The organism is Comamonas sp. BIGb0124 (assembly GCF_003752175.1).
Lineage (GTDB): Bacteria > Pseudomonadota > Gammaproteobacteria > Burkholderiales > Burkholderiaceae_C > Comamonas_F.
In genome coordinates, this window is record NZ_RJVF01000016.1 from 103,190 (window position 1) to 122,937 (window position 19,748).

Below are 19,748 nucleotides of genomic sequence, written 5' to 3' on the forward strand. Positions count from 1 at the left end.
GGTGCTGGAAACGACAGGGCAGCGCGGGCCCTGTCCAGGCCCTGCGCTGCCGCATGCAGCGAACCGACGCAAGAAGCGTGCGCGTCCGATCCGCGGGACGCTGCCGGCGCCGTGTCGCCGGGCGCTCAGGCTGCCACGGGCTCCTGTGCCTTCTTGGGTTCGACCAGGGGCACGTTGAAGACGTCGTAGCCGAAACACCAGCTGGGATCTTCGTTGGTGCGCAGCCAGGTGTTGTCGTGCGAGATGCGCTGGACCTTGCTGGCGCGTTCGGCGCGGTTGGCTTCGTACAGGGCGAAGGCCAGGGTGTGGTGGTTGGCGCCGACTTCCTTGAAGCAGCGGGTGAGCATGGCGGCATCTTCGATGGCCATGGCCGCGCCCTGGGCCATGTGGGGCTTCATGGGGTGGCAGGCATCGCCCAGCAGCACCAGTCGGCCACGGCTCCACAGCGGCAGCGGATCGCGTTCGAGCAGCGACCATTTGGTCACTTCCACCGTGTTGTCGATCAGGGCCTGCACGGTCGAGTGCCAGCCCGAGAAGGCTTCGCGCATCTCTTCGCGGCTGCTCGGCAGCCAGCGGTCGTTGAGGTCCCATTGCTCGACCGGCACGCCGGTGACATAGTAGATCTCGTCTTGTTTGCCGGTGACGAAGTAGGTCATCATGTGGCGGTCTTCGGACCACCACTTGACGCAGGCGTCGAAGGGCAGCGCGCCGCTGTCGACGGGCGTCGGGAACACGGCGCGGTGGGCCAGGTAGCCGGCGTACTTCGGCGGCTCGGCACCCAGCAGGGTGTCGCGGATGCACGAGTTCACGCCGTCGGCGCCGATCACCAGGTCGGCCTCCTCGACCGTGCCGTCCGAGAAGCTCAGGCGGACCACATGGCCGAGGTCCTCGACCTGCTTCAGGTGCTTGTCGAAGACCACCATGCCGTCGGGCAGGGCGTCGATCATCAGGGCGTGGAAGTCGCCGCGGTGCACCGTGAGGTAGCTGGCGCCGTAGGTCTTGACCGCGTAGTCGCCCAGGGGGATCTGGGCCAGGATGTCGCCCGTTTCCCAGTGGCGGCTGTACCAGTAGTCGGGATGCGAGCCCTGCGCGTTGAGGGCGTCCTCGATGCCGATCTGGCGCAGGATCTTCATGACGTTGGGGCCGACGTGGATGCCCGCGCCCTGGCGCGAGAACGAAGGGGCTTGTTCGTAGACACGGACGTTCAGGCCGGCCTGGGCCATGAGCGCGGCTGCGGCGGCTCCGCCGAGTCCGGCGCCGACGATGGCGATGCGGGGTTGTGATGACACGGTTAACTCCTGGCTTGTGGGTGCGATGACGTGAGCCGGCGGCTGCGGTGTGGGCGCCGCCCGGCGTTGTGACAGGTTCTGAAAAGCACGAAACGTTCCAGCTCTTGCGTGCTTTGTTTTAAGTGTACACACTTGAATATGCTCTTGTCACCTGTCTTTTTTCATGCACCAAATCGATGCTTTTCTATCCGTTTTGGTGAATTGAAGTGGTTGTTTTGGTGCGGTTTTCCTTGGTGTCGAAATAGGTTTGTCAGACGGCGTGCGATCTGTGAGAATCAAGTGTGTACGCCTAAATGTGGGCTCTTTTCAAAGCGCATCCAGACCGCTGCGCCACCAACGGGAAAACAACCATGAGCAAGACCTACCGCATCGGCCAGATCGTGCCGAGCTCCAACACCACGATGGAAACCGAAGTGCCGGCCATGCTGCTGGCCCACCAGCAGATCCGCCCGCACGACCGCTTCACCTTCCATTCCAGCCGCATGCGCATGAAGACCGTGCAGAAGGACGAACTGGCTGCGATGGATGCCGAAAGCGACCGCTGCGCGCTCGAGCTCAGCGATGCGCAGGTCGACGTGCTGGGTTATGCCTGCCTGGTGGCCATCATGGCCATGGGGCACGGTTACCACCGGGTCTCGCAGGCCCGCCTGACCGAACGCACGGCCAGCAACGGCGCCACGGCGCCGGTGATCACCAGCGCGGGCGCGCTGGTCGATGCGCTGAAGGTGATGGGTGCCAAGAAGATCGCGCTGGTGGCGCCCTACATGCTGCCGCTCACGCAACTGGTGCGGGACTACATCGCCAACGAAGGCTTCGAGATCGTCGACTGGCGCGCCCTCGAGATCCCCGACAACCTCGATGTCGGCCGCCACGACCCGGCCAGGCTGCCCGGCATCGTCGCCGGCATGAACGTGGCCGATGCCGACGTCATCGTGCTGTCGGCCTGCGTGCAGATGCCTTCGCTGCCGGCGGTCGCGCAGGTCGAGGCCCAGACCGGCAAGCCGGTGCTGACGGCGGCCATCGCCACCACATACGCGATCCTGAAGGAGCTCAAGCTCGATCCGGTGGTGCCGGGCGCGGGGGCCTTGCTGTCGGGCGCCTATCCCTACGCCGACTGACGAAGCGCCCGGCGCGTCGTCGTCCTGTCACGGTCCTTGCTTGGAGTTCTGCATGAGCAATTTTCTTTACGGCGCCAACGTGCATGCCAACGGCATCCGCCAGCACGTGCTGCGTTACGGCGGCAGCGACGGCGAGCGCGCCAGGCGCGATCCCGTCATCCTGATTCCCGGCATCACCAGCCCGGCGGTGACCTGGGGCTTCGTGGCCGAACGCTTCGGCCGCCACGTCGACACCTATGTGCTGGACGTGCGGGGCCGCGGCCTGTCGTCGTCCGGCCCGGGGCTGGACTACAGCCTGGACGCCCAGGCCGCCGACGTCGTCGCCCTGGCGCAGGCGCTGGGCCTGAAACGCTATACGCTGGTCGGCCACTCGATGGGCGGCCGCATCGCGGTGCGTGCGGCGCGCAGCCAGCCGGCCGGCCTGTCGCAGCTGATCATCGTCGATCCGCCGGTCTCCGGGCCCGGGCGGCGGGCCTATCCGGCCAAGCTGCCCTGGTACGTGGATTCCATCCGGCAGGCGACGCGGGGCATGTCGGCCGAAGACATGAAGGCCTTCTGCCCGACCTGGACCGAGGCGCAGCGCCAGTTGCGTGCCCAGTGGCTGCACACCTGCCACGAGCCCGCCATCGTGCAGAGCTTCGAGGACTTCGGCACCGACGACATCCATGCCGATCTGCCGCATATCAAGCATCCGCTGCGCCTGATCACCGCCGAACGCGGCGACGTGGTGCGCGACGACGACGTGGCCGAGTGGCAGCAACTGGCTCCGCAGACCCAGCACCATCGCGTGCCTGCGGCCGGCCACATGATTCCCTGGGACAACGAGGAAGGTTTCTACGCCGCCTTCGACGACGTCCTGGGCCACCGGCTGGACTGAGGGCCGTCCGCCCCGTTCCGCCGCCCGACCGATCCCCTTTCTTCCTTATGCAGGAGAGCACACCATGTCCGTGAGCGACATCGATCTGATGAAGGCCTGGAAACAGGTTCTGACTCTGTCCAAGCTGCAGGCCGGCCAGACCGTGACCGTGCTGACCAGCGCCGACACCCACCCCCAGACCCTGCGCTGCGCCATTGCCGCAGCCAGCGACATGGGGGCTCTGGTCAACCGGCTCGATCTGCCGCCCGTCAATGCCGAGAAGGCCCTCAGCCGCGATTCGCTGGCCTACCTGGGCACGACGCCGCTGACGGGCAACCACGCGGCGATCGCCGCGCTCAAGGCCAGCGACCTGGTGCTCGACCTGATGACGCTGCTGTTCTCGCCCGAGCAGCACGAGATCCTGTCGGCCGGCACCAAGATCCTGCTGGCCGTCGAGCCGCCCGAGGTGCTGTGCCGCCTGGTGCCCACCGAAGGCGACCGCGTCCGCGTGAGCGCCGCTTCGCAGCGCATCGAGGCCGCACGCGAGATGCACGTGACCTCGGCCGCCGGCACCGATCTGCGCTGTGCCCTGGGCGAGTTCCCGGCGATCCGCGAGTACGGCTATGTCGACGAGCCGGGACGCTGGGATCACTGGCCCAGCGGTTTCGTGCTGACCTGGCCCAACGAAGGGCAGAGCAACGGCGTGGTGGTGCTCGACCGCGGCGACATCCTGCTGCCCATGAAGGACTACGTCACCGAGCCCATCCGCCTGGACATCCGCGAAGGCTACGTGCGCGCCATCGAGGGCGGCCTGCAGGCCGATCTGCTCAAGGAATACATGGCCACCTTCGAGGACCCCGAGGCCTATGCGGTCTCGCACATCGGCTGGGGCCTGCAGCCGCGCGCACAATGGTCGATGCTGGGTCACTACAACAAGGAAACCCATATCGGCATGGATGCCCGGGCCTTCGAAGGCAACTTCCTGTGGTCCATGGGCCCCAACAACGAAGCCGGCGGTAGCCGCACCACGGCCTGCCACATCGACATTCCCATGCGCCGCTGCAGCGTGGCGCTCGACGGCACCCCCACCGTGATCGACGGCGTGGTGCAGGACGACATCGGCCTGGCCTACGCGGCGGCCAGAAAAGGACTGCTGTGAGCAACGACACCCAGACCCTCCCCATCGCCGGCGTCGAAGGCGACGTCTCGGCCTACGCACGGCAGGGCTTCGGCACGCCGCTGCCGCTCAAGGCGCCGTTCGGCCTGCTCGTCATCGACTTCGTCAACGGCTTTGCCGATCCGGCGGTGTTCGGCGGCGGCAACATTCCCGAGGCCATCGCGCAGACCACGCACCTGCTGGCGCATGCGCGAGCCCAGGGCTGGCCGGTGGCGCACAGCCGCATCGTGTTCTCGGACGACGATGCCGACAGCAACATCTTCTGTCTCAAGGTGCCGGGCATGCTCACGCTCAAGGAAGACAGCCCGGCCAGCGCCATCGTGCCCGAGCTCGCGCCGGCGGCCGGCGAGTACGTGGTGCGCAAGAGCACGCCCTCGGCGTTCTTCGGCACCATGCTGGCACCCTGGCTGGCCCAGCGCGGCGTGCAGACGCTGCTGGTGGCCGGCTGCGTGACCAGCGGCTGCGTGCGCGCCAGCGTGGTCGATGCCATGCAGGCGGGTTTCCGCCCGCTGGTGGTGGCCGATTGCGTGGGCGACCGCGCGCTGGGCCCGCACCATGCCAATCTCTTCGACATGGCGCAGAAGTACGCGGCCGTGATGCCCCTGGCGCAGGCGCTGGCCAGCGTCGAGGCACTGGGCTGAACCTCACGCCCCGACGCCGACCGCCCCCGACCCTCGCTGCCTTGCCATGACCCCGCTACCCCAGCCCCGCCTCCAGCGTCAGGATCTGCTCAGCCGCCAGGGCGCGCTTCTCATCGTGCGCGACCCGGTGGCGGGTGCCCGGCCGGCGCCGGGCCAGCCGGGTGCGGCATCCGACTATGTGCCGGGCACGCCCGACATCTTTGTCGCCGTGCTCGACGAGGGGGCCGATCGGCCGGCCCGCGTGATGGCCTTCAACGGCCACGTCGACCTCGGGACCGGCATCCGCACCGCCCTGGCCCAGATCGTGGCCGAGGAGCTGGAGGTGGCCCTGTCACAGGTCGAGATGGTGCTCGGCCATACCGAGGGCGCGCCCAACCAGGGGCCCACCATCGCGAGTGCGACCATCCAGATCTCGGCCGTGCCGCTGCGGCGGGCGGCGGCGCAGGCGCGCGAGCACCTGCTGGTGCTGGCGGCATCGGTCTTCGGTGTGCCGGCCGCGCAGGTGCGCGCGGCCGATGGCCATGTGATCTGCGATGTCGCAAGCGACGGCGGCGGCGACGGTGCCGCGCCGCGGCGCCTTTCTTACGCCGCGCTGCTGTCGGGCCGCCAGGATGTCTTCCGTCTGGCCGAGAGCGTCAAGCTCAAGCCCGCCGGCGAGTACCGCATCGTGGGGCGCGGTGCGGCGCGGGTCGATATTCCGGCCAAGGCCACCGGCGCGCTCACCTTCGTGCACGACGTGCGGGTGCCCGGCATGCGCCACGGCCGTGTGCTGCGCCCGCCTTACCACGGGCGCGATGCCGGGCCGTTCATCGGCCGCAGCCTGCTGTCGGTCGATGCGGCTTCGGTGCAGCATCTGCCGGGCCATGTGGCCGTGGTGGTCGACGGGGATTTCGTCGGTGTGGTCGCCGATCGCGAAGAGCAGGCGGCGGCGGCCGCGCGTGTGTTGCGGGTGCAGTGGCGCGAGCCGCCGCCCGCGCCGGACCTCTCCGATCTGGCGGCGGCCCTGCGCGGCCATCCGTCCGTCCTGCGCCCGCTGCTGGCCCAGGGCGATGCCGACGCCGCCCTGGCCGATGCCGCCGTGGCTCTGCAGCGGACCTATGTCTGGCCCTATCAGATGCACGCCTCGATCGGGCCGTCCTGCGCGGTAGCCGAATGGCGCGGCGAGCAATTGACGGTGTGGTCCGGCACCCAGAACCCGCACATGCTGCGCATCGACCTCGACCGCTTGCTGGGCGCGGGTGAACAGAACATCGAGATCGTCCGTCTGGAAGCCGCCGGCTGCTACGGACGCAACTGCGCCGACGACGTCTGCGCCGATGCCGCGCTGCTGGCCCGCGCCGTGGGTTCGCCCGTGCGTGTGCAGCTCACGCGCGAGCAGGAGCATGTCTGGGAGCCCAAGGGCACGGCCCAGCTCATGGAGGTGCAGGGGGCGCTCGACGAACGCGGCAACCTGTTGGCCTACGATTTTGCGACCCGCTACCCGTCCAACGACGCGCCGCTGCTGGCCCTGCTGCTGACGGGCAAGGTGTCGGCCGAGCCCCGCACCCTGGAAATGGGCGACCGCACCGCCGTGCCGCCCTACCGGTATCCGCACCTGCGGGTGGTCTGCCACGACATGCCGCCGCTGGTGCGGTCGTCCTGGCTGCGCGGCGTCTCGGCCTTGCCGAATTCGTTCGCGCACGATTGCCTGCTCGACGAACTGGCCTTCGAGGCCGGCGCCGATCCGGTCGAGTTCCGCTTGCGCCACCTCGACGACCGTCGCGCCGCCGATCTGGTCGGCGCCGTGGCGCAGCGCGCCGCCTGGCAAGCGGGTGACCGGGGCAGCCGCGGCGCGCCCGGTCCGGACGGCCTGCTGCGGGGGCGGGGCGTGGCCTACGCGCGGTATGTGCACAGCCGTTTTCCCGGCTTCGGCGCCGCCTGGGCCGCCTGGGTGGTCGATCTCCAGGTCGAGCCGGCCAGCGGCCGCATCCGCGTGAACCGGATCGTGGTGGCGCAGGACACCGGCATGATGGTCAACCCCGACGGCGTGCGTCACCAGATCCACGGCAATGTCATCCAGTCGCTGTCGCGCGCGTTGCTCGAGCGGGTCGACTTCAATGCCCAGGGCGTGGCCAGCCGGGAGTGGGGCGCCTACCCCATCATCGGTTTTGCCGATCTGCCGGAGATCGACGTCCTGCTCATGGACCGGCAGGACGAGCCCCCCATGGGCGCGGGCGAATCGGCCTCGGTGCCGGGTGCGGCGGCCATCGCCAATGCCCTGTTCGACGCCACCGGCTGCCGTTTCCGCGAGCCGCCGTTCACGCCGCAGCGCATCCGGCAGGCCCTGGCGTGGCGTGGCGTGCACACGGTGGACGACACGGAAATACAGATTTCGTAGCAGAAGATTCTTTCTACGCATGGGGTTCCCGGCTTTGGGGGCCGGGGAGGATGTCTTGACGGCCCCAGCGGACAGGGCGGCAGACGTGAGAAAATGCCGGCCATGAACGCGATCAACACCCATGAACTGATGCAGACGCTGGGCTCGCAGGCCAAGGCCGCATCCGCCCATATGGCCCGCGCCGGCGCCGCCGTCAAGAATCGGGCCCTGCTGCGCCTGGCCGAGCTGCTGCGCCGTGAAACCGAATCGCTGCAGGCCGACAACCGTCTCGACCTGCAGCGGGCCGAGGCCGCCGGCCTGACCGGCCCCATGCTCGATCGGCTCAAGCTCACGCCCCGGATCCTCGAGACCGTGGCGCTGGGCTGCGAGCAACTGGCCGCCATGCCCGACATCATCGGCGAGATCAGCGGACTGCGCGAGCAGCCTTCGGGCATCCGCGTGGGCCAGATGCGTGTGCCGCTGGGTGTCTTCGGCATGATCTACGAGAGCCGTCCCAACGTCACCATCGAGGCGGCCAGCCTGGCGATCAAGAGCGGCAATGCGGCCATCCTGCGCGGCGGCTCCGAGGCCATCGATTCGAACAAGGCACTGGCCCGACTGGTGCAGCAGGCCCTGGCCGATGCCGGCCTGCCGCCGGATGCCGTGCAGCTCGTGCCCACCATCGACCGCGAGGCGGTGGGGCAGCTCATCGCCATGCCCGAGTACGTCGACGTCATCATCCCGCGGGGGGGGCGTTCGCTCATCGAACGCGTGAGCCGTGACGCGCGTGTGCCCGTGATCAAGCACCTCGACGGCAACTGCCACACCTACGTCGACGACCCCTGCGACCTCGAACTCGCCGTCAAGGTCGCCGACAACGCCAAGACCCAGAAGTACAGCCCCTGCAATGCCAGCGAAGGCCTGCTGGTGGCGCGCGGCGTGGCGGCGGCCTTCCTGCCGCTGATCGGCCGTGTCTTCGCCGACAAGGGCGTGGAGATGCGCGGCTGCCCCGAAAGCCTGGCGCTGCTGCGCGACGTCCCCGGTGCCCGGCTCGAAGCCGCGACCGAGGCCGACTGGTCGACCGAGTACCTGGCCCCCATCATCAGCGTCAAGGTGGTGGCCGGCGTCGACGAAGCCATCGCCCACATCAACCGGTATTCCTCGCGTCACACCGATGCCATCCTCACGCGCGACCATGTGCATGCACAGCAGTTCCTGCGCGAGGTGGACTCGGCCAGCGTCATGGTGAACACCAGCACCCGTTTTGCCGACGGTTTCGAATACGGCCTGGGTGCCGAGATCGGCATCAGCACCGACAAGTTCCACGCCCGCGGGCCGGTCGGCATCGAAGGCCTGACCTCGCTCAAGTGGGTGGTTCTGGGCCAGGGCGAAATCCGCCAGTGACCGCCGACCCGGTCCGCTCCCGCACCCTCACTCGACCCTTCGCATGAAAATCATCATCCTGGGCGCCGGCCGTGTCGGCGAGAGCGTGGCCGAAAGTCTGGTCTTCGAAGGCAACGACATCACCGTCATCGATACCGATGCGCAGCGCCTGCGTTCGCTCGAAGACCGGTTCGACCTGCGCGGCGTGGTCGGCAGCGGCATCCAGCCGCGCGTGCTGGCCGAGGCCGGAGCCCACGACGCCGACCTCTTCATCGCCTGCGCGGCGCTGGACGAGACCAATCTGGCCGCCTGCAAGATCGCCCACGCCAGCTTCAACGTTCCCACCCGCATCGCGCGGGTGCGTGCGCCCGATTTCCGCGAGGACGCCACGCTGCTGTCCAAGGAGAACTTTGCCGTCGACTGCGTGATCTGCCCGGAAGAGTCGATCACCCGCTACATCGACAAGCTGGTCGACTACCCCGAGGCCCTGCAGGTGCGCGAGTTCGCCGGCGGCGCGGCCTGCCTGCTGTCGGTGCGCGCGGTGCTGGGTGCGCCCATGGTGCACCACAGCATCTCCGAACTGGCGGCGCGGGTGCCCAATGCCGCCATGCGCATCGTGGCCATCTACCGACGCCTGGCCGATCAGCCCGACCGTTTCATCGTCTGCAAGGGCTCGACGCGCATCGAGGCGGGCGACGAGGTCTTTGTGCTGTCGGCACGCGAACACGTCGAGCCGGTGCTGGCCGCGCTGCACCATGCGCAGCAGCCGGTGCGCCGCATCATGATCGCCGGCGGCGGCCGGGTCGGCGAAAGCGTGGCGCTGGCGCTGGCCCGCAAGATGCCGCTCAAGATCATCGAGGCCGACAAGGAGCGCTGCGTGCAGCTGGCCTCGCGCCTGCCCTCCAACGTGCTGGTGCTCAACGGCGACGCCACCGACGAGGATCTGCTCGAGGAAGAGCACATCGAGGGCGTGGACCTGTTCCTGGCCCTGACCAGCGACGACGAGGACAACATCATGTCGTGCCTGCTGGCCAAGCGCATGGGGGCCACGCGGGTGCTGTCGCTGCTCTACCGGCGCAGTTATGCCGACCTGATGCACGGCACGCAGATCGACATCGCGCTGTCGCCTTCGCAGGCCATGCTCGGCGAGTTGCTGGCCTATGTGCGGCGCGGCGACGTCGAGGCCGTGCACAGCCTGCGCCGGGGCGTGGCCGAAGCGCTCGAGATCGTGGTGCGCGGCGATGCCAAGAGTTCGCGGGTGGTCGGCGAGCGCATCTGCGACGTGAAGCTGCCCGAGGGCTGCTCCATCGGCCTGGTGGTGCGCGGCATGCCCGAACCCGCCGGCCACGACGAGGAGGGCAAGCCCAAGCCGGTGCGCAGCGCCATCGGTCAGGACCGGCCGCGCGTGCTGATCGCCAGCGACGACCTCGTCATCGAGAGCAACGACCACGTGGTGATCTTCCTGCCGCGCAAGCGTCTGGTGCGCGAGATCGAAAAGCTGTTCCAGCCGCGCGCCACCTTCTTCGGCTGAGCGCGGCCCCTTTCTGACTGCACTCCGATGCGCGACCACTTCCCTGTCCTGAGCATGCTGGGCATGCTGCTGATGATGATGGCCGGCGCCATGGCCGCGCCCCTGGCCGTCTCGCTTCACCTGGGCGACCGCATGGCCGACAGCTACATCGCCGGCATGGTGCTGACGGCGGTGGCCGGCGGCATGCTGTGGCTGGGACTGCGCCGCCACGGCACCGAGATGCAGCCGCGCCACGGCCTGCTGCTGGTGACGCTGGCCTGGGTGGTCATGCCCTTGTTCGCGGCCATTCCGCTGCTGCTGGCCTTTCACGAGATGGGCCGGCCGCTGAGTTTTGTCCATGCGTATTTCGAAACCGTCTCGGGCCTCACCACCTCGGGCGGCACGGTGATTTCCGGGCTCGACAGCCTGCCGGTCTCCGTCAACTTCTGGCGCACCTTCTTGCAGTGGATGGGCGGCATGGGCCTGCTGGTGCTGGCCGTGGCGGTGCTGCCGCTGCTGGGGGTGGGCGGCAGCCAGCTCTTCAAGGTCGAGGCGGCCGGCCCCATGAAGGACAACAAGCTCACGCCGCGCATGGCGCAGACCGCCAAGGGCCTGTGGAGCGTCTACGCCGGCATGTCGCTGTTCTGTGCGCTGGGCTACTGGTGGGCCGGCATGCGGCCGCTCGATGCGCTGATGCACATGTTCACCACCGTCAGCCTGGGCGGCCTGTCGAGCTACGACACCAGCCTCGGGCATTTCAAGTCGCTGCGCGTGGAGCTGGTCGCCGTCGTCTTCATGCTGGCGGCCAGCTGCAACTTCGCGCTGTATTTCAGCGCCCTGCGGCGCGGCAGCCTGGCCGGTTTCTGGCACGATCCCGAACTGCGGGGCACGCTGCTGGTGATGCTGGGCAGCGGCCTGTTCGTGAGCCTGCTGCTCTGGTACAAGAACATCTACCCCCTGGCCGAGGCGCTGCGCTACGGCATGTTCAACACCATCTCGGTGGCCAGCACGACGGGTTATGCCACCGCCGACTATCTGCACTGGCCGGTCTTTGCACCGGTCATGCTGCTGCTGCTGTCGGGTGTGGCCACCAGTGCGGGCTCGACCGGCGGCGGCATCAAGATGGTCCGCCTGCTGCTGCTGCTCAAGCAGGCCAAGCGCGAACTGCAGCGGCTGTCGCATCCGCGCGCCATCCGTCCGGTCACGCTGGGCGGCAAGGTGGTCGACAACCACGTCATCTTTGCCGTGCTGGCCTTCATCTTCATGTACGGCTGTACCGTGCTGGTGCTGACGATGGTGCTGCTGCTCACCGACCTCGATCTGGTCACGGCGTTTTCTGCGGTGCTGGCCAGCGTCAACTGCATGGGGCCGGGCCTGGGCGAGGTCGGGCCGCATTCCAATTTTGCGGTGCTCGACGACTTCCAGATCGCGGTCTGCACCCTGGGCATGCTGCTGGGACGCCTGGAAATGCTCAGTTTCATCGCGCTGCTGATGCCCGGTTTCTGGCGAAAATAGCCGGGCGGCGGGGCCGGGGCCCCGGCCTGCGATGGCCCCGTCTTGAGAAGCGGGCCCGCCGCCCCAACTAGAATGGACTGTTCCCGACCAGGCTATCGTCGTCCGTCTACGTATAAAGCAACTCTATGGTCCCCCATCTCATCACAGCCCTGACGGGGCCCATCAACGAACTCGAGCAGCGCATGCTCGATGCCATGCCCGCCATCGAACGCTGGTTCCGGCTCGAGTGGATGGAGCACACGCCGGCCTTCTACAGCGCCGTCGACATCCGCAACGCCGGTTTCAAGCTTGTGCCCGTGGACACCAGCCTGTTTCCGGGGGGCTGGAGCAGCCTCACGCGCGACATGCTGCCGCTGGCCGTGCAGGCCGCACAGGCGGCGATCGAGAAGATCTGCCCCGAGGCGCGCAACCTGCTCATCGTGCCGGATGTGCGCACCGACAACTCGTTCTACCTGGCCAACCTGCTGCAGATGCAGCGCATTTTCGAGAATGCCGGACTGAACGTGCGTTTCGGCTCGCTGGATCCGGCGGTCAAGTCGGCCAAGGAGTACAAGCTGCACTCGGGCGAGACGATTCTGGTCGAGCCGCTGCAGCGTACGCGCAACCGGCTGGGGCTCAAGCACTTCGATCCCTGCACCATCCTGCTCAACAACGACCTGCATGCCGGCGTCCCGGGCATCCTGGAAGACCTGCACGAGCAGTACGTGCTGCCGCCGCTGCACGCGGGCTGGTCGCAGCGCCGCCGCTCCAACCATCTCAAGGCCTATGAAGAGGTGGCCAAGCGCTTCGGCAAGCTGCTGGGCATCGATCCCTGGCTGATCAACCCCATGCACACCCACCTGGGCGAGATCCAGGTCGGCAAGGCCGCCGACATGGAGCGCCTGCGCACCGAGGTCGACGCCTTGCTGGCGCGGGTCCGGCGCAAATACAAGGAATACGGCATTTCCGAAAAGCCGTTCGTGGTCATCAAACCCAACAACGGCGCGGCGCATGGCGATCCGCTGGGCGGCTCGCCGCCGGTGCTGACGGTGCGGGATTCGTCCGAGCTCGAAGCCCTGCTGCGCAAGCCGCGCGGCAAGGCCGGCAGCGCCAAGGCCGCCAACGCTCCCATCGACCTGTTCCTGCGCGAAGGCGTGCTGACCAACGAACGGGTGCACGACGCCGTGGCCGAGCCCGTGGTCTACATGCTCGACCGCTACGTGGTGGGCGGTTTCTACCGCATCCATGCCGAGCGCAGCAGCGACGAGAGCACCAATGCGCCCGGTTCGCGTTATGTGCCGCTGGCTTTCGCCGAAAGCCATCACCTGCCGCAGCCGGGCGAAAAACCCGGCGCCAGCGCGCCCAACCGCTTCTACATGTACGGCGTGATCGCGCGCCTGGCCATGCTGGCGGCCAGCTACGAGATGGAAGCCACCGATCCCCAGGCCGAGGTCTACTGATCAGGCGAAATGATCGAACGCGCTCCAGCCGGGTGTCGCTGACCGGCCCTGGCTGTCGAGCCAGCGCAGGCCCGGCTCGGCTTCGATGCGGCCGATGCGGGTCACGGCTGTGCCGCCGGCGCTCGCAGCGGCCGCGACGGCTGCGCGCCGATCGGCCGGGGCGGTGAAGACCAGTTCGTAGTCGTCGCCGCCGGAGGCCGCGTACGCCCAGGCCAGATCGGGCGCCAGGGCGGCCAGCGCCGGGCTCATGGCCTCGGCCAGCAGCCGCGCATCGAGCAGGGCGCCCACGCGGGATGCCTGGAGGATATGCCCCAGATCGCCCACCAGGCCGTCGCTCACGTCCGCGCAGGCGCTGGCCGTGCCGCGCAGCGCCAGGCCCAGGGCCACCCGGGGTTCCGGCCGTTCCAGGCGCTGCCGCAGGCGTGCCAGCGTCGTCTCCGGCAGGTGCACGGCGCTGGGGTCTTCGGCCGGTGACGACGACGAGGCCGGCGACGCCGCCCCGCCCGCTGCTGCATGCTGCGTGCGCAGGGCCTGCAAGGCCAGGCGGGCGTCTCCCGGCGAGCCGCTCACATACACATCGTCGCCCACGCGGGCGCCGCTGCGCAGCAGGGCCTGCCCACGGGGCACCGCGCCCAGTACCGTCACGCACAGGTTGAGCGGCCCGCCGGTGGTGTCGCCGCCGATCAGCTCGCACCCGTGTCGGTCGGCCAGCGCCAGCAGGCCCTGCGAAAACCCGGCCAGCCAGGCTTCGTCGACACGCGGCAGCGCCAGCGCCAGCGTGAATGCGCGGGGCTCGGCACCGCAGGCCGCCAGGTCGCTGAGGTTGACGGCCAGGGTCTTGTGGCCCAGTGCGACCGGATCGGTTCCGGCAAAGAAATGACGCCCCTCGACCAGCATGTCGCTGGAAATGGCCAGGTGCTCGCCGGGCCCCATCGCCAGCAGGGCGCAGTCGTCGCCCACACCCAGCGCGGCGCGTTGCACGGGGCGCGTGAAGAAACGTGCGATGAGGTCGAATTCACCCATGTCGGCTGGCTCCTGGTGTGGGGTTTCGGATCGGTTCTGATCGGGGCGTCGGCGGCCGGTTCGCCTGCGGCCTCAGGTCGGGGTCGGTGGCGTGGACGGCGGTGCGGGCGGTTGGACCGGGGGCGGTGAAGCCACCGCCTTCGACGGCCACAGGAAACTCCAGGGCTTGCGCCACAGGCGGGCGCGCAGCGCACCGTAGATGCGGCGGCGCTCGAGGCCGCTGACGTTCTGCGACCGCAGGGCCAGCAGGAAGGCGAGGTAGAAACTGACCATGACGTTGAGCGGCCCCGTGATCAGCACGCCCACGATGCACCACCAGAACACCGGCAGGTGCACGATGGACCAGCCCATCGAGGCGGCCGCCGCGGCGACCTGCCCGGTGGACAGCGTGACGTGGCGAACATCCAGCCCCAGTCCGAAGAAGTTGGCGAAGGCCGGGATCAGGCCGAGCATGAAGCCCAACGAGATGTTGGAGGTCAGGCCCGTGATGTTGCGCCGCATGAAATGGGCCCAGCGGTCGGCACGCGCGATGCCCACGACGCGGGTGATGCGCGGGTTGTAGCGCAGGGCCGAATCCAGCCGGTGCAGCACGAACCAGTTCTCCACCCAGCCGCCGATGATGCTGGCTGAAAACAGCAGCACGCCCGTGAAGGCCGCAAAGAGCGCGGTCGGGCCCAGCACCGTGAGGTTCTCGAGCACATGCACCGACTGGATGGGGTCGATCAGCGCGCGGCCGGAGCTCAGCAGCATCAGGTAGCTGATCGCCATGACGCAGGGGGCCACGAACAGCACGTTGCCCAGCACCGCCGCCGCCTGCGAGCGCACCAGGTGGGTGACTTCGTCGACAAACGATTCCACGCCCTCCTCGCTGTTGATGTCGGCGAGCTTGGTGGCCATGGCCGGTGCCGTCATCGCGGGCTGCTTGGTGGCGATGGTCCAGTGCAGCAGGTGGATGAACACAAAGCTCAGCGCATAGTTGAGGCTGGCGTAGAAGCCGCCCCAGAAGGCCGACAGCCCCAGGCCCAGGATCACGAACTTCATGCAGGTCGTGATCGACATCAGCGCGCCGCCCGCGGCGGCCTTGCGGAACATGGCGGCGAACTGGCGGGGCGTGCGGGTGATGTACTGGCTGCCGGTCTCGGCGCTGCGTTCGGTCACCTTGGCAGCCAGCAGCGAGGAGTTGCTGCCGATCAGCGCACGGATGCTGCGCCGCTCGCGGCCGACGTGGATGAGGCGCACGAAGAAACGTGCGGCACTGGCGGCCTGCGAGGGCGAGCGCAGGCAATCCAGCAGTTCGCGGATGCGCAGCAGCCGCTCACGCAATTGCCGCAGGCGAAACACCAGGCCGACCGAGATGCCGTGCTGCTCCAGGTGTTCGTAGACGCTGTTGGCCGCCTGGCGGCAGGCGTCGAGACGGTCGCGCAGATGCTGCAGGGCCTCGTGCACCCGTGCATCGTCGCGCGGCAGGGCCAGGTAGGCGGCACGGAACGCTTCGGCATCGGCCGGCAGGGCGTGGAAGGGCCGCGCCAGTCGCGCGGGTTCGTTCATGCGCAGGCGCAGCTCGGGGGCGAAGCCCGTGGCACTGACCTGGCCGGCGCAATAGGTGATGGCGTCGAGCAGCGCGTGCTGCCAGGCGGTGGCGGCGGGCGGGGCCGCTTCGGCCGTCGCCGGGGGGCTGTAGACGGCGCCGACGCCCGGGTCGGCTGCGGGCAGCCCCGTGCCGCGCAGGTAGCCCAGCAGACGCTCGAGCAACGCCTCGTCGGCTTGACCCAGCCACTGGGCATCGAAAGCCGTGGGGCGCAGCAGCATGAACAGTTCGGAGGCGTCGGCCGTCTCGGGCGTGGCCGGCAGCAGCTTGTAGCGCAGGCGTTCACCCAGTTCGCTGAAGAAGGCGCTGCGCGGCGCAAAGCCGAAATCGGCCAGCAGCGTCGTCGTGTCGACGGTGGTCACCAGCTTTTCCCAGATCGCCGCCAGGCGCCGGGCGGCGTCGGGATGGGAACCGAGGGCATCGACCAGCATCTGCAGGCGGGCCACGGCGGCCTGCGGAGAGCGGCGGTCGCCGCGCAGCCAGTCCAGCAGTTCGATCAGCATCAGATGCCGGCTGACCAGCGGTGCCTGCGGATCGAGCCGCTGCAAGAGAGTAGACAAAGAATTCATGGAAAGCGTCCTTGCGGCGCTGGAGTCGGACAGACCGGCGGCCGGAGGGCCGGGCCAGGGTCGTGGAGGGCTGGGCGGCCGGCAGAGGCGGTGCTGCGGCTCAGTGCAGCACGCGCGATGCGCTGGCGTCGTCGCCGGCGTCGAGCACGAACAGGGGAATGGCGGACTCGAAGCGCTCGCCGTTCTCGGCCACGCAGAAATAGCTGCCGCGCATGGTGCCGGTGGCCGTGCGCAGGCGGCAACCGCTGGTGTACTGGAAGGATTCGCCGGGCTGCAGCAGCGGCTGCTGGCCGATCACGCCCAGTCCCTTGACCTCTTCGGTGCGGCCGCTGGTGTCCTGAATATGCCAGTGGCGGGAGATGAGCTGGGCCGCGATGTCGCCCGTGTTGGTGATCGTGATCGTGTAAGCGAAGCTGTAGATGCCGCGTTCCGGCGCCGACTGGTCGGGCAGGTAGGCGGGTTCGGTTTCGACCTGGAATTGGTAGAGGGGCATGTGCGCAAGTGGCCGCAGGGCGGCCGCTGGGGCTGATCTTGGTCGGGTATTGTGCAACAGACTGCAGATCGCTGCGAGAAGATGAACGAAAGCGGCGAAAAAACAGCAATAGCCCACCGAGGGTCGGTCCTTGCGCCGCGCCGATGTCGATGCCGCGGTGTCCGCCTCGCGGGGCTGCGACAATACGGCCCCATGAACCCGACCTACCGCATCGCCCCCTCCATCTTGTCGGCCGACTTCGCCCGTCTGGGCGAGGAGGTCTCCAACGTCATCGCCGCCGGCGCAGACTGGATCCATTTCGACGTGATGGACAACCATTACGTGCCCAACCTGACCTTCGGCCCGATGATCTGCCAGGCCATCAAGCCGCATGCCCGGACCCCCGACGGCCAGCCCGTGCCCATGGACGTGCACCTAATGGTCAGCCCCGTCGACGCGCTCGCCGCCGCCTTTGCCGATGCGGGTGCCGACTACATCAGCTTCCATCCCGATGCCGTCAGCCATGTGCACCGCAGCATCCAGGCCATCCGCTCCAAGGGCGTGAAGGCCGGCCTGGTGTTCAATCCGGCCGAGCCGCTGGACGTGCTCGACTGGGTCATCGACGACATCGACCTCATCCTCATCATGAGCGTCAACCCGGGCTTCGGCGGCCAGTCCTTCATCGACAGTGCGCTGCGCAAGATCGAGGACGCCAGAAAGCGCATCCTGGCCAGCGGCAAGGACATCCGCCTGGAGATCGACGGCGGCGTCAAGCCCGACAACATCGCGGCCATCGCCTCGGCCGGTGCGGACACGTTCGTCGCCGGCAGCGCGATCTTCGGCAAGCCCGACTACAAGGGCGTGATCGACCAGATGCGCCTGCAACTGGCCGGCGTGTGAGCGGGAAGGGCGCCATGACGACTTCCGTGCCGGCCTTCGACGCGGCGGCGATCCGCGCGGTGGCCTTCGACCTCGACGGCACCCTGGCCGATACGCTGGGGGATTTCCATGCCGCGATTTCGGCCATGCTGGTCGAGCTCTCGCTGCCGCCCATCGCCCGCGAGACGGTATCGAACTTCGTCGGCAAGGGCACCGAGCACCTGCTGCACAGCGTGCTGGCCTGCGTGGCGTCGTCCGCCCACCGTACCCCCGAAGACACCCAGTCTTTGTATGCCGCGGCCTGGGGCCACTACATGCGCCACTACGAGGCGCTCAACGGCCAGCACACCGCCCTGTACCCGGGCGTTCTCGAGGGGCTGGCGCGGCTGCGCGCGGCCGGACTGCCGCTGGCCTGCGTGACCAACAAGCCCGAGGGGTTTGCCCGCACCCTGCTGGCGCGCAAAGACATCGCGGACTGCTTTGCGGTCGTCGCCGGCGGCGACACCTACGAACGCAAGAAACCCGACCCCATGCCCCTGGTGGGCACTGCGCGTCTGCTCGGCGTGGCGCCGCAGGCGCTGCTCATGGTGGGCGATTCGGTCAACGACGCGCAGGCCGCGCGGGCCGCCGGCTGCCCTGTGGTGCTGGTGCCTTACGGCTACAACCATGGCGTGCCGGTCGACGGCATCGATGCCGATGGCGTGGTGCCCGATCTGGACACACTGGCGCAGGCGCTGCGCCCGGCCCGCTGACGGCCAGGCGGCCGCCCGCCCGGCCGGGGCTCAGAGCCCCTTGACCAGGCGCATCACGCTGGACGCGTCCAGCGTGCGGGCCTGGTCCTGGATCTGCGGTGCGTACTGGCTCTGCAGCCGTGCGGCCGGTTCTTTCAGGCCGTCGAACGTCTGCTTGAGTGTGGCCGTCGTCATCTGGCGGCCGCCGGCGTAATACCGCTTGGCCAGGTGGGCCAGCGCATAGGTGGTCGCGAACGAGAAGGCCATGCCGGTGGCTGCGCCGCCGGCCTTGCGGCCCAGGCCGCCCGCCACCTTGCCCAGCAGGCCGCCCATGAGCTTGCGGCCGAATTGCTCGAGGTACTGCGAGGTCAGGCCGACGCCGGCTGCGGTGATGAATTCCTTGATGTGGCCCTGATCGAGGTCGTGGCCATAGGCCTGCCCCACCCGGTAGACCAGCCGGATCTGCAACGGAATGATGGCCATGGTGGCCCACGATTGCGGCAGCAGTTCGAGCGCACCGGCCAGGATGGCGCCCTTGAGGATGCGGCTGTCGAGTTCGGCCTCGGGCACCAGCAGGGCACCGGTCTGCGCGGCCACGAGCGGCGGCGCGGTCTCGGCCGCGCCGGGCTGGGGCACCGGGTGGGTCAGGGGGTTTTCCGGCGGCTGGGCCGCCGGCAGCGGCAGCGCGGCCAGGGCGTCGGCCTGGCGTTCGTTCTCGGCCGCCGCCTCGGCTGCGACCTGCGCGTGGCTCGTATCCAGCCGCAGGGCATGGTGCAGGCGCTGGAGGAACGCATGTTCCTCGGGTGACTGGCTGCCGTCGGCGTCGCACACGCACACGGCCATCTCGTAAGCCAGCTGGCGCGCGCCCAGATCGTCGCCCAGCGCCTGGCAGGCCCGATCGAGGTCGACGCGCTTGAGCAGCACATCCTGATACAGGCGCGGAAGGTCGGGAATGGCGCCTTCGCCCGCCAGCGATTCGGCCAGCGTGCGGATCTGCTCGCGTTCGCCGTCGTGCTTGCGGCCATCGGCGAAAGCCGCCAGCAGGGCCAGCGTGAGGATGGCCCGGTGCTCGGAGCTGGCCGGGGCGGGAGGAGTCGGGGTGGTGGTCGTGTTCATGAGTTCCATCTCGGGACGGTTGCCGTGTCATTCAAGCGGGCGGAAAGCCCGAAGTGCCTGTTGCGACCCTGCCATGCGGGGGGGGG

16 protein-coding genes are annotated in these 19,748 nt (G+C 68.7%); 11 read left to right on the plus strand and 5 right to left on the minus strand.

Going from position 1 to position 19,748, the window contains the following annotated elements:
• Positions 1-125: 125 nt before the first annotated feature.
• The gene (locus EC845_RS21420; RefSeq protein ID WP_123300410.1) at positions 126-1,289 is read right to left on the minus strand and encodes an FAD-dependent monooxygenase; all 1,164 of its coding nucleotides are present in this window, start codon (positions 1,287-1,289) and stop codon (positions 126-128) included.
• 350 nt (positions 1,290-1,639) lie between these two features.
• Here EC845_RS21420 and EC845_RS21425 point away from each other — a divergent pair, with 350 nt between their 5' ends.
• From EC845_RS21425 to gshA, 9 genes are all read left to right on the plus strand, one after another.
• A complete protein-coding gene (locus tag EC845_RS21425; protein ID WP_123300412.1) occupies positions 1,640-2,407 on the plus strand; it encodes an Asp/Glu racemase in 768 nt (255 codons plus the stop codon).
• A gap of 52 nt (positions 2,408-2,459) precedes the next feature.
• Positions 2,460-3,284, plus strand: a complete 825-nt coding sequence (locus tag EC845_RS21430; RefSeq protein WP_123300414.1) for an alpha/beta fold hydrolase — start codon at positions 2,460-2,462, stop codon at positions 3,282-3,284.
• 64 nt (positions 3,285-3,348) lie between these two features.
• Positions 3,349-4,422, plus strand: coding sequence for a 2,5-dihydroxypyridine 5,6-dioxygenase (locus EC845_RS21435; RefSeq protein WP_123300416.1), 1,074 nt, complete (start codon positions 3,349-3,351; stop codon positions 4,420-4,422).
• On the plus strand, positions 4,419-5,081 hold the full coding sequence (locus EC845_RS21440) for an isochorismatase family protein (RefSeq protein WP_123300418.1): 663 nt from the start codon (positions 4,419-4,421) through the stop codon (positions 5,079-5,081). The genes EC845_RS21435 and EC845_RS21440 overlap by 4 nt, the downstream gene beginning before the upstream one ends.
• A 46-nt stretch (positions 5,082-5,127) precedes the next feature.
• Positions 5,128-7,458, plus strand: a complete 2,331-nt coding sequence (locus tag EC845_RS21445) for a molybdopterin cofactor-binding domain-containing protein (protein WP_123300420.1) — start codon at positions 5,128-5,130, stop codon at positions 7,456-7,458.
• A 102-nt stretch (positions 7,459-7,560) separates the two neighbouring features.
• Positions 7,561-8,841: a glutamate-5-semialdehyde dehydrogenase gene (locus EC845_RS21450; RefSeq protein ID WP_123300618.1), complete on the plus strand. Its 1,281-nt coding sequence runs from the start codon at positions 7,561-7,563 to the stop codon at positions 8,839-8,841.
• A 43-nt stretch (positions 8,842-8,884) separates the two neighbouring features.
• Positions 8,885-10,351 carry a Trk system potassium transporter TrkA gene (trkA, locus tag EC845_RS21455; protein ID WP_123300422.1) on the plus strand — a complete coding sequence of 489 codons (1,467 nt, stop codon included), beginning with the start codon at positions 8,885-8,887 and terminating at the stop codon, positions 10,349-10,351.
• Positions 10,352-10,378: 27 nt separating this feature from the next.
• Positions 10,379-11,845: a TrkH family potassium uptake protein gene (locus tag EC845_RS21460; RefSeq protein WP_123300424.1), complete on the plus strand. Its 1,467-nt coding sequence runs from the start codon at positions 10,379-10,381 to the stop codon at positions 11,843-11,845.
• A 125-nt stretch (positions 11,846-11,970) separates the two neighbouring features.
• Positions 11,971-13,284: a glutamate--cysteine ligase gene (gshA, locus tag EC845_RS21465; protein WP_123300426.1), complete on the plus strand. Its 1,314-nt coding sequence runs from the start codon at positions 11,971-11,973 to the stop codon at positions 13,282-13,284.
• Here the strand turns inward: gshA and thiL are convergent, their stop codons facing one another.
• The 3 genes from thiL to apaG form a co-directional block, all read right to left on the minus strand.
• Positions 13,285-14,307 carry a thiamine-phosphate kinase gene (thiL, locus tag EC845_RS21470; protein ID WP_123300428.1) on the minus strand — a complete coding sequence of 341 codons (1,023 nt, stop codon included), beginning with the start codon at positions 14,305-14,307 and terminating at the stop codon, positions 13,285-13,287.
• Positions 14,308-14,379: 72 nt separating this feature from the next.
• Positions 14,380-16,464 (minus strand): site-specific recombinase, encoded by a 2,085-nt coding sequence (locus EC845_RS21475; RefSeq protein WP_123300430.1) that lies wholly within the window; start codon positions 16,462-16,464, stop codon positions 14,380-14,382.
• Between the two features lie 100 nt (positions 16,465-16,564).
• Entirely contained in the window at positions 16,565-16,957 is a 393-nt protein-coding gene (apaG, locus tag EC845_RS21480; protein ID WP_123300432.1) for a Co2+/Mg2+ efflux protein ApaG, read from the minus strand.
• Between the two features lie 192 nt (positions 16,958-17,149).
• On the opposite strand from apaG, the gene rpe reads away from it, so the two are divergent.
• Both rpe and gph read left to right on the plus strand, forming a co-directional pair.
• Complete coding sequence (gene rpe / locus EC845_RS21485) at positions 17,150-17,836, plus strand: ribulose-phosphate 3-epimerase (RefSeq protein WP_123300434.1); 687 nt, start codon at positions 17,150-17,152, stop codon at positions 17,834-17,836.
• 14 nt (positions 17,837-17,850) lie between these two features.
• Positions 17,851-18,567: a phosphoglycolate phosphatase gene (gph, locus tag EC845_RS21490; protein ID WP_123300436.1), complete on the plus strand. Its 717-nt coding sequence runs from the start codon at positions 17,851-17,853 to the stop codon at positions 18,565-18,567.
• A gap of 30 nt (positions 18,568-18,597) precedes the next feature.
• Here gph and EC845_RS21495 read toward each other — a convergent pair whose 3' ends face one another.
• Entirely contained in the window at positions 18,598-19,662 is a 1,065-nt protein-coding gene (locus EC845_RS21495) for a DUF533 domain-containing protein (protein WP_123300620.1), read from the minus strand.
• Positions 19,663-19,748 lie beyond the last annotated feature (86 nt).

What these genes read in the sequence shown, in the direction of transcription:
- EC845_RS21450 (WP_123300618.1), top strand. Translation starts at nt 7,561, where the DNA reads ATGAACGCGATCAACACCCATGAACTGATGCAGACGCTGGGCTCGCAG.
- gph (WP_123300436.1), top strand. Translation starts at nt 17,851, where the DNA reads ATGACGACTTCCGTGCCGGCCTTCGACGCGGCGGCGATCCGCGCGGTG.
- EC845_RS21475 (WP_123300430.1), bottom strand. Translation starts at nt 16,464, where the DNA reads ATGAATTCTTTGTCTACTCTCTTGCAGCGGCTCGATCCGCAGGCACCG.
- EC845_RS21495 (WP_123300620.1), bottom strand. Translation starts at nt 19,662, where the DNA reads ATGAACACGACCACCACCCCGACTCCTCCCGCCCCGGCCAGCTCCGAG.
- thiL (WP_123300428.1), bottom strand. Translation starts at nt 14,307, where the DNA reads ATGGGTGAATTCGACCTCATCGCACGTTTCTTCACGCGCCCCGTGCAA.
- EC845_RS21445 (WP_123300420.1), top strand. Translation starts at nt 5,128, where the DNA reads ATGACCCCGCTACCCCAGCCCCGCCTCCAGCGTCAGGATCTGCTCAGC.
- gshA (WP_123300426.1), top strand. Translation starts at nt 11,971, where the DNA reads ATGGTCCCCCATCTCATCACAGCCCTGACGGGGCCCATCAACGAACTC.
- trkA (WP_123300422.1), top strand. Translation starts at nt 8,885, where the DNA reads ATGAAAATCATCATCCTGGGCGCCGGCCGTGTCGGCGAGAGCGTGGCC.
- apaG (WP_123300432.1), bottom strand. Translation starts at nt 16,957, where the DNA reads ATGCCCCTCTACCAATTCCAGGTCGAAACCGAACCCGCCTACCTGCCC.
- rpe (WP_123300434.1), top strand. Translation starts at nt 17,150, where the DNA reads ATGAACCCGACCTACCGCATCGCCCCCTCCATCTTGTCGGCCGACTTC.
- EC845_RS21430 (WP_123300414.1), top strand. Translation starts at nt 2,460, where the DNA reads ATGAGCAATTTTCTTTACGGCGCCAACGTGCATGCCAACGGCATCCGC.
- EC845_RS21460 (WP_123300424.1), top strand. Translation starts at nt 10,379, where the DNA reads ATGCGCGACCACTTCCCTGTCCTGAGCATGCTGGGCATGCTGCTGATG.
- EC845_RS21425 (WP_123300412.1), top strand. Translation starts at nt 1,640, where the DNA reads ATGAGCAAGACCTACCGCATCGGCCAGATCGTGCCGAGCTCCAACACC.
- EC845_RS21435 (WP_123300416.1), top strand. Translation starts at nt 3,349, where the DNA reads ATGTCCGTGAGCGACATCGATCTGATGAAGGCCTGGAAACAGGTTCTG.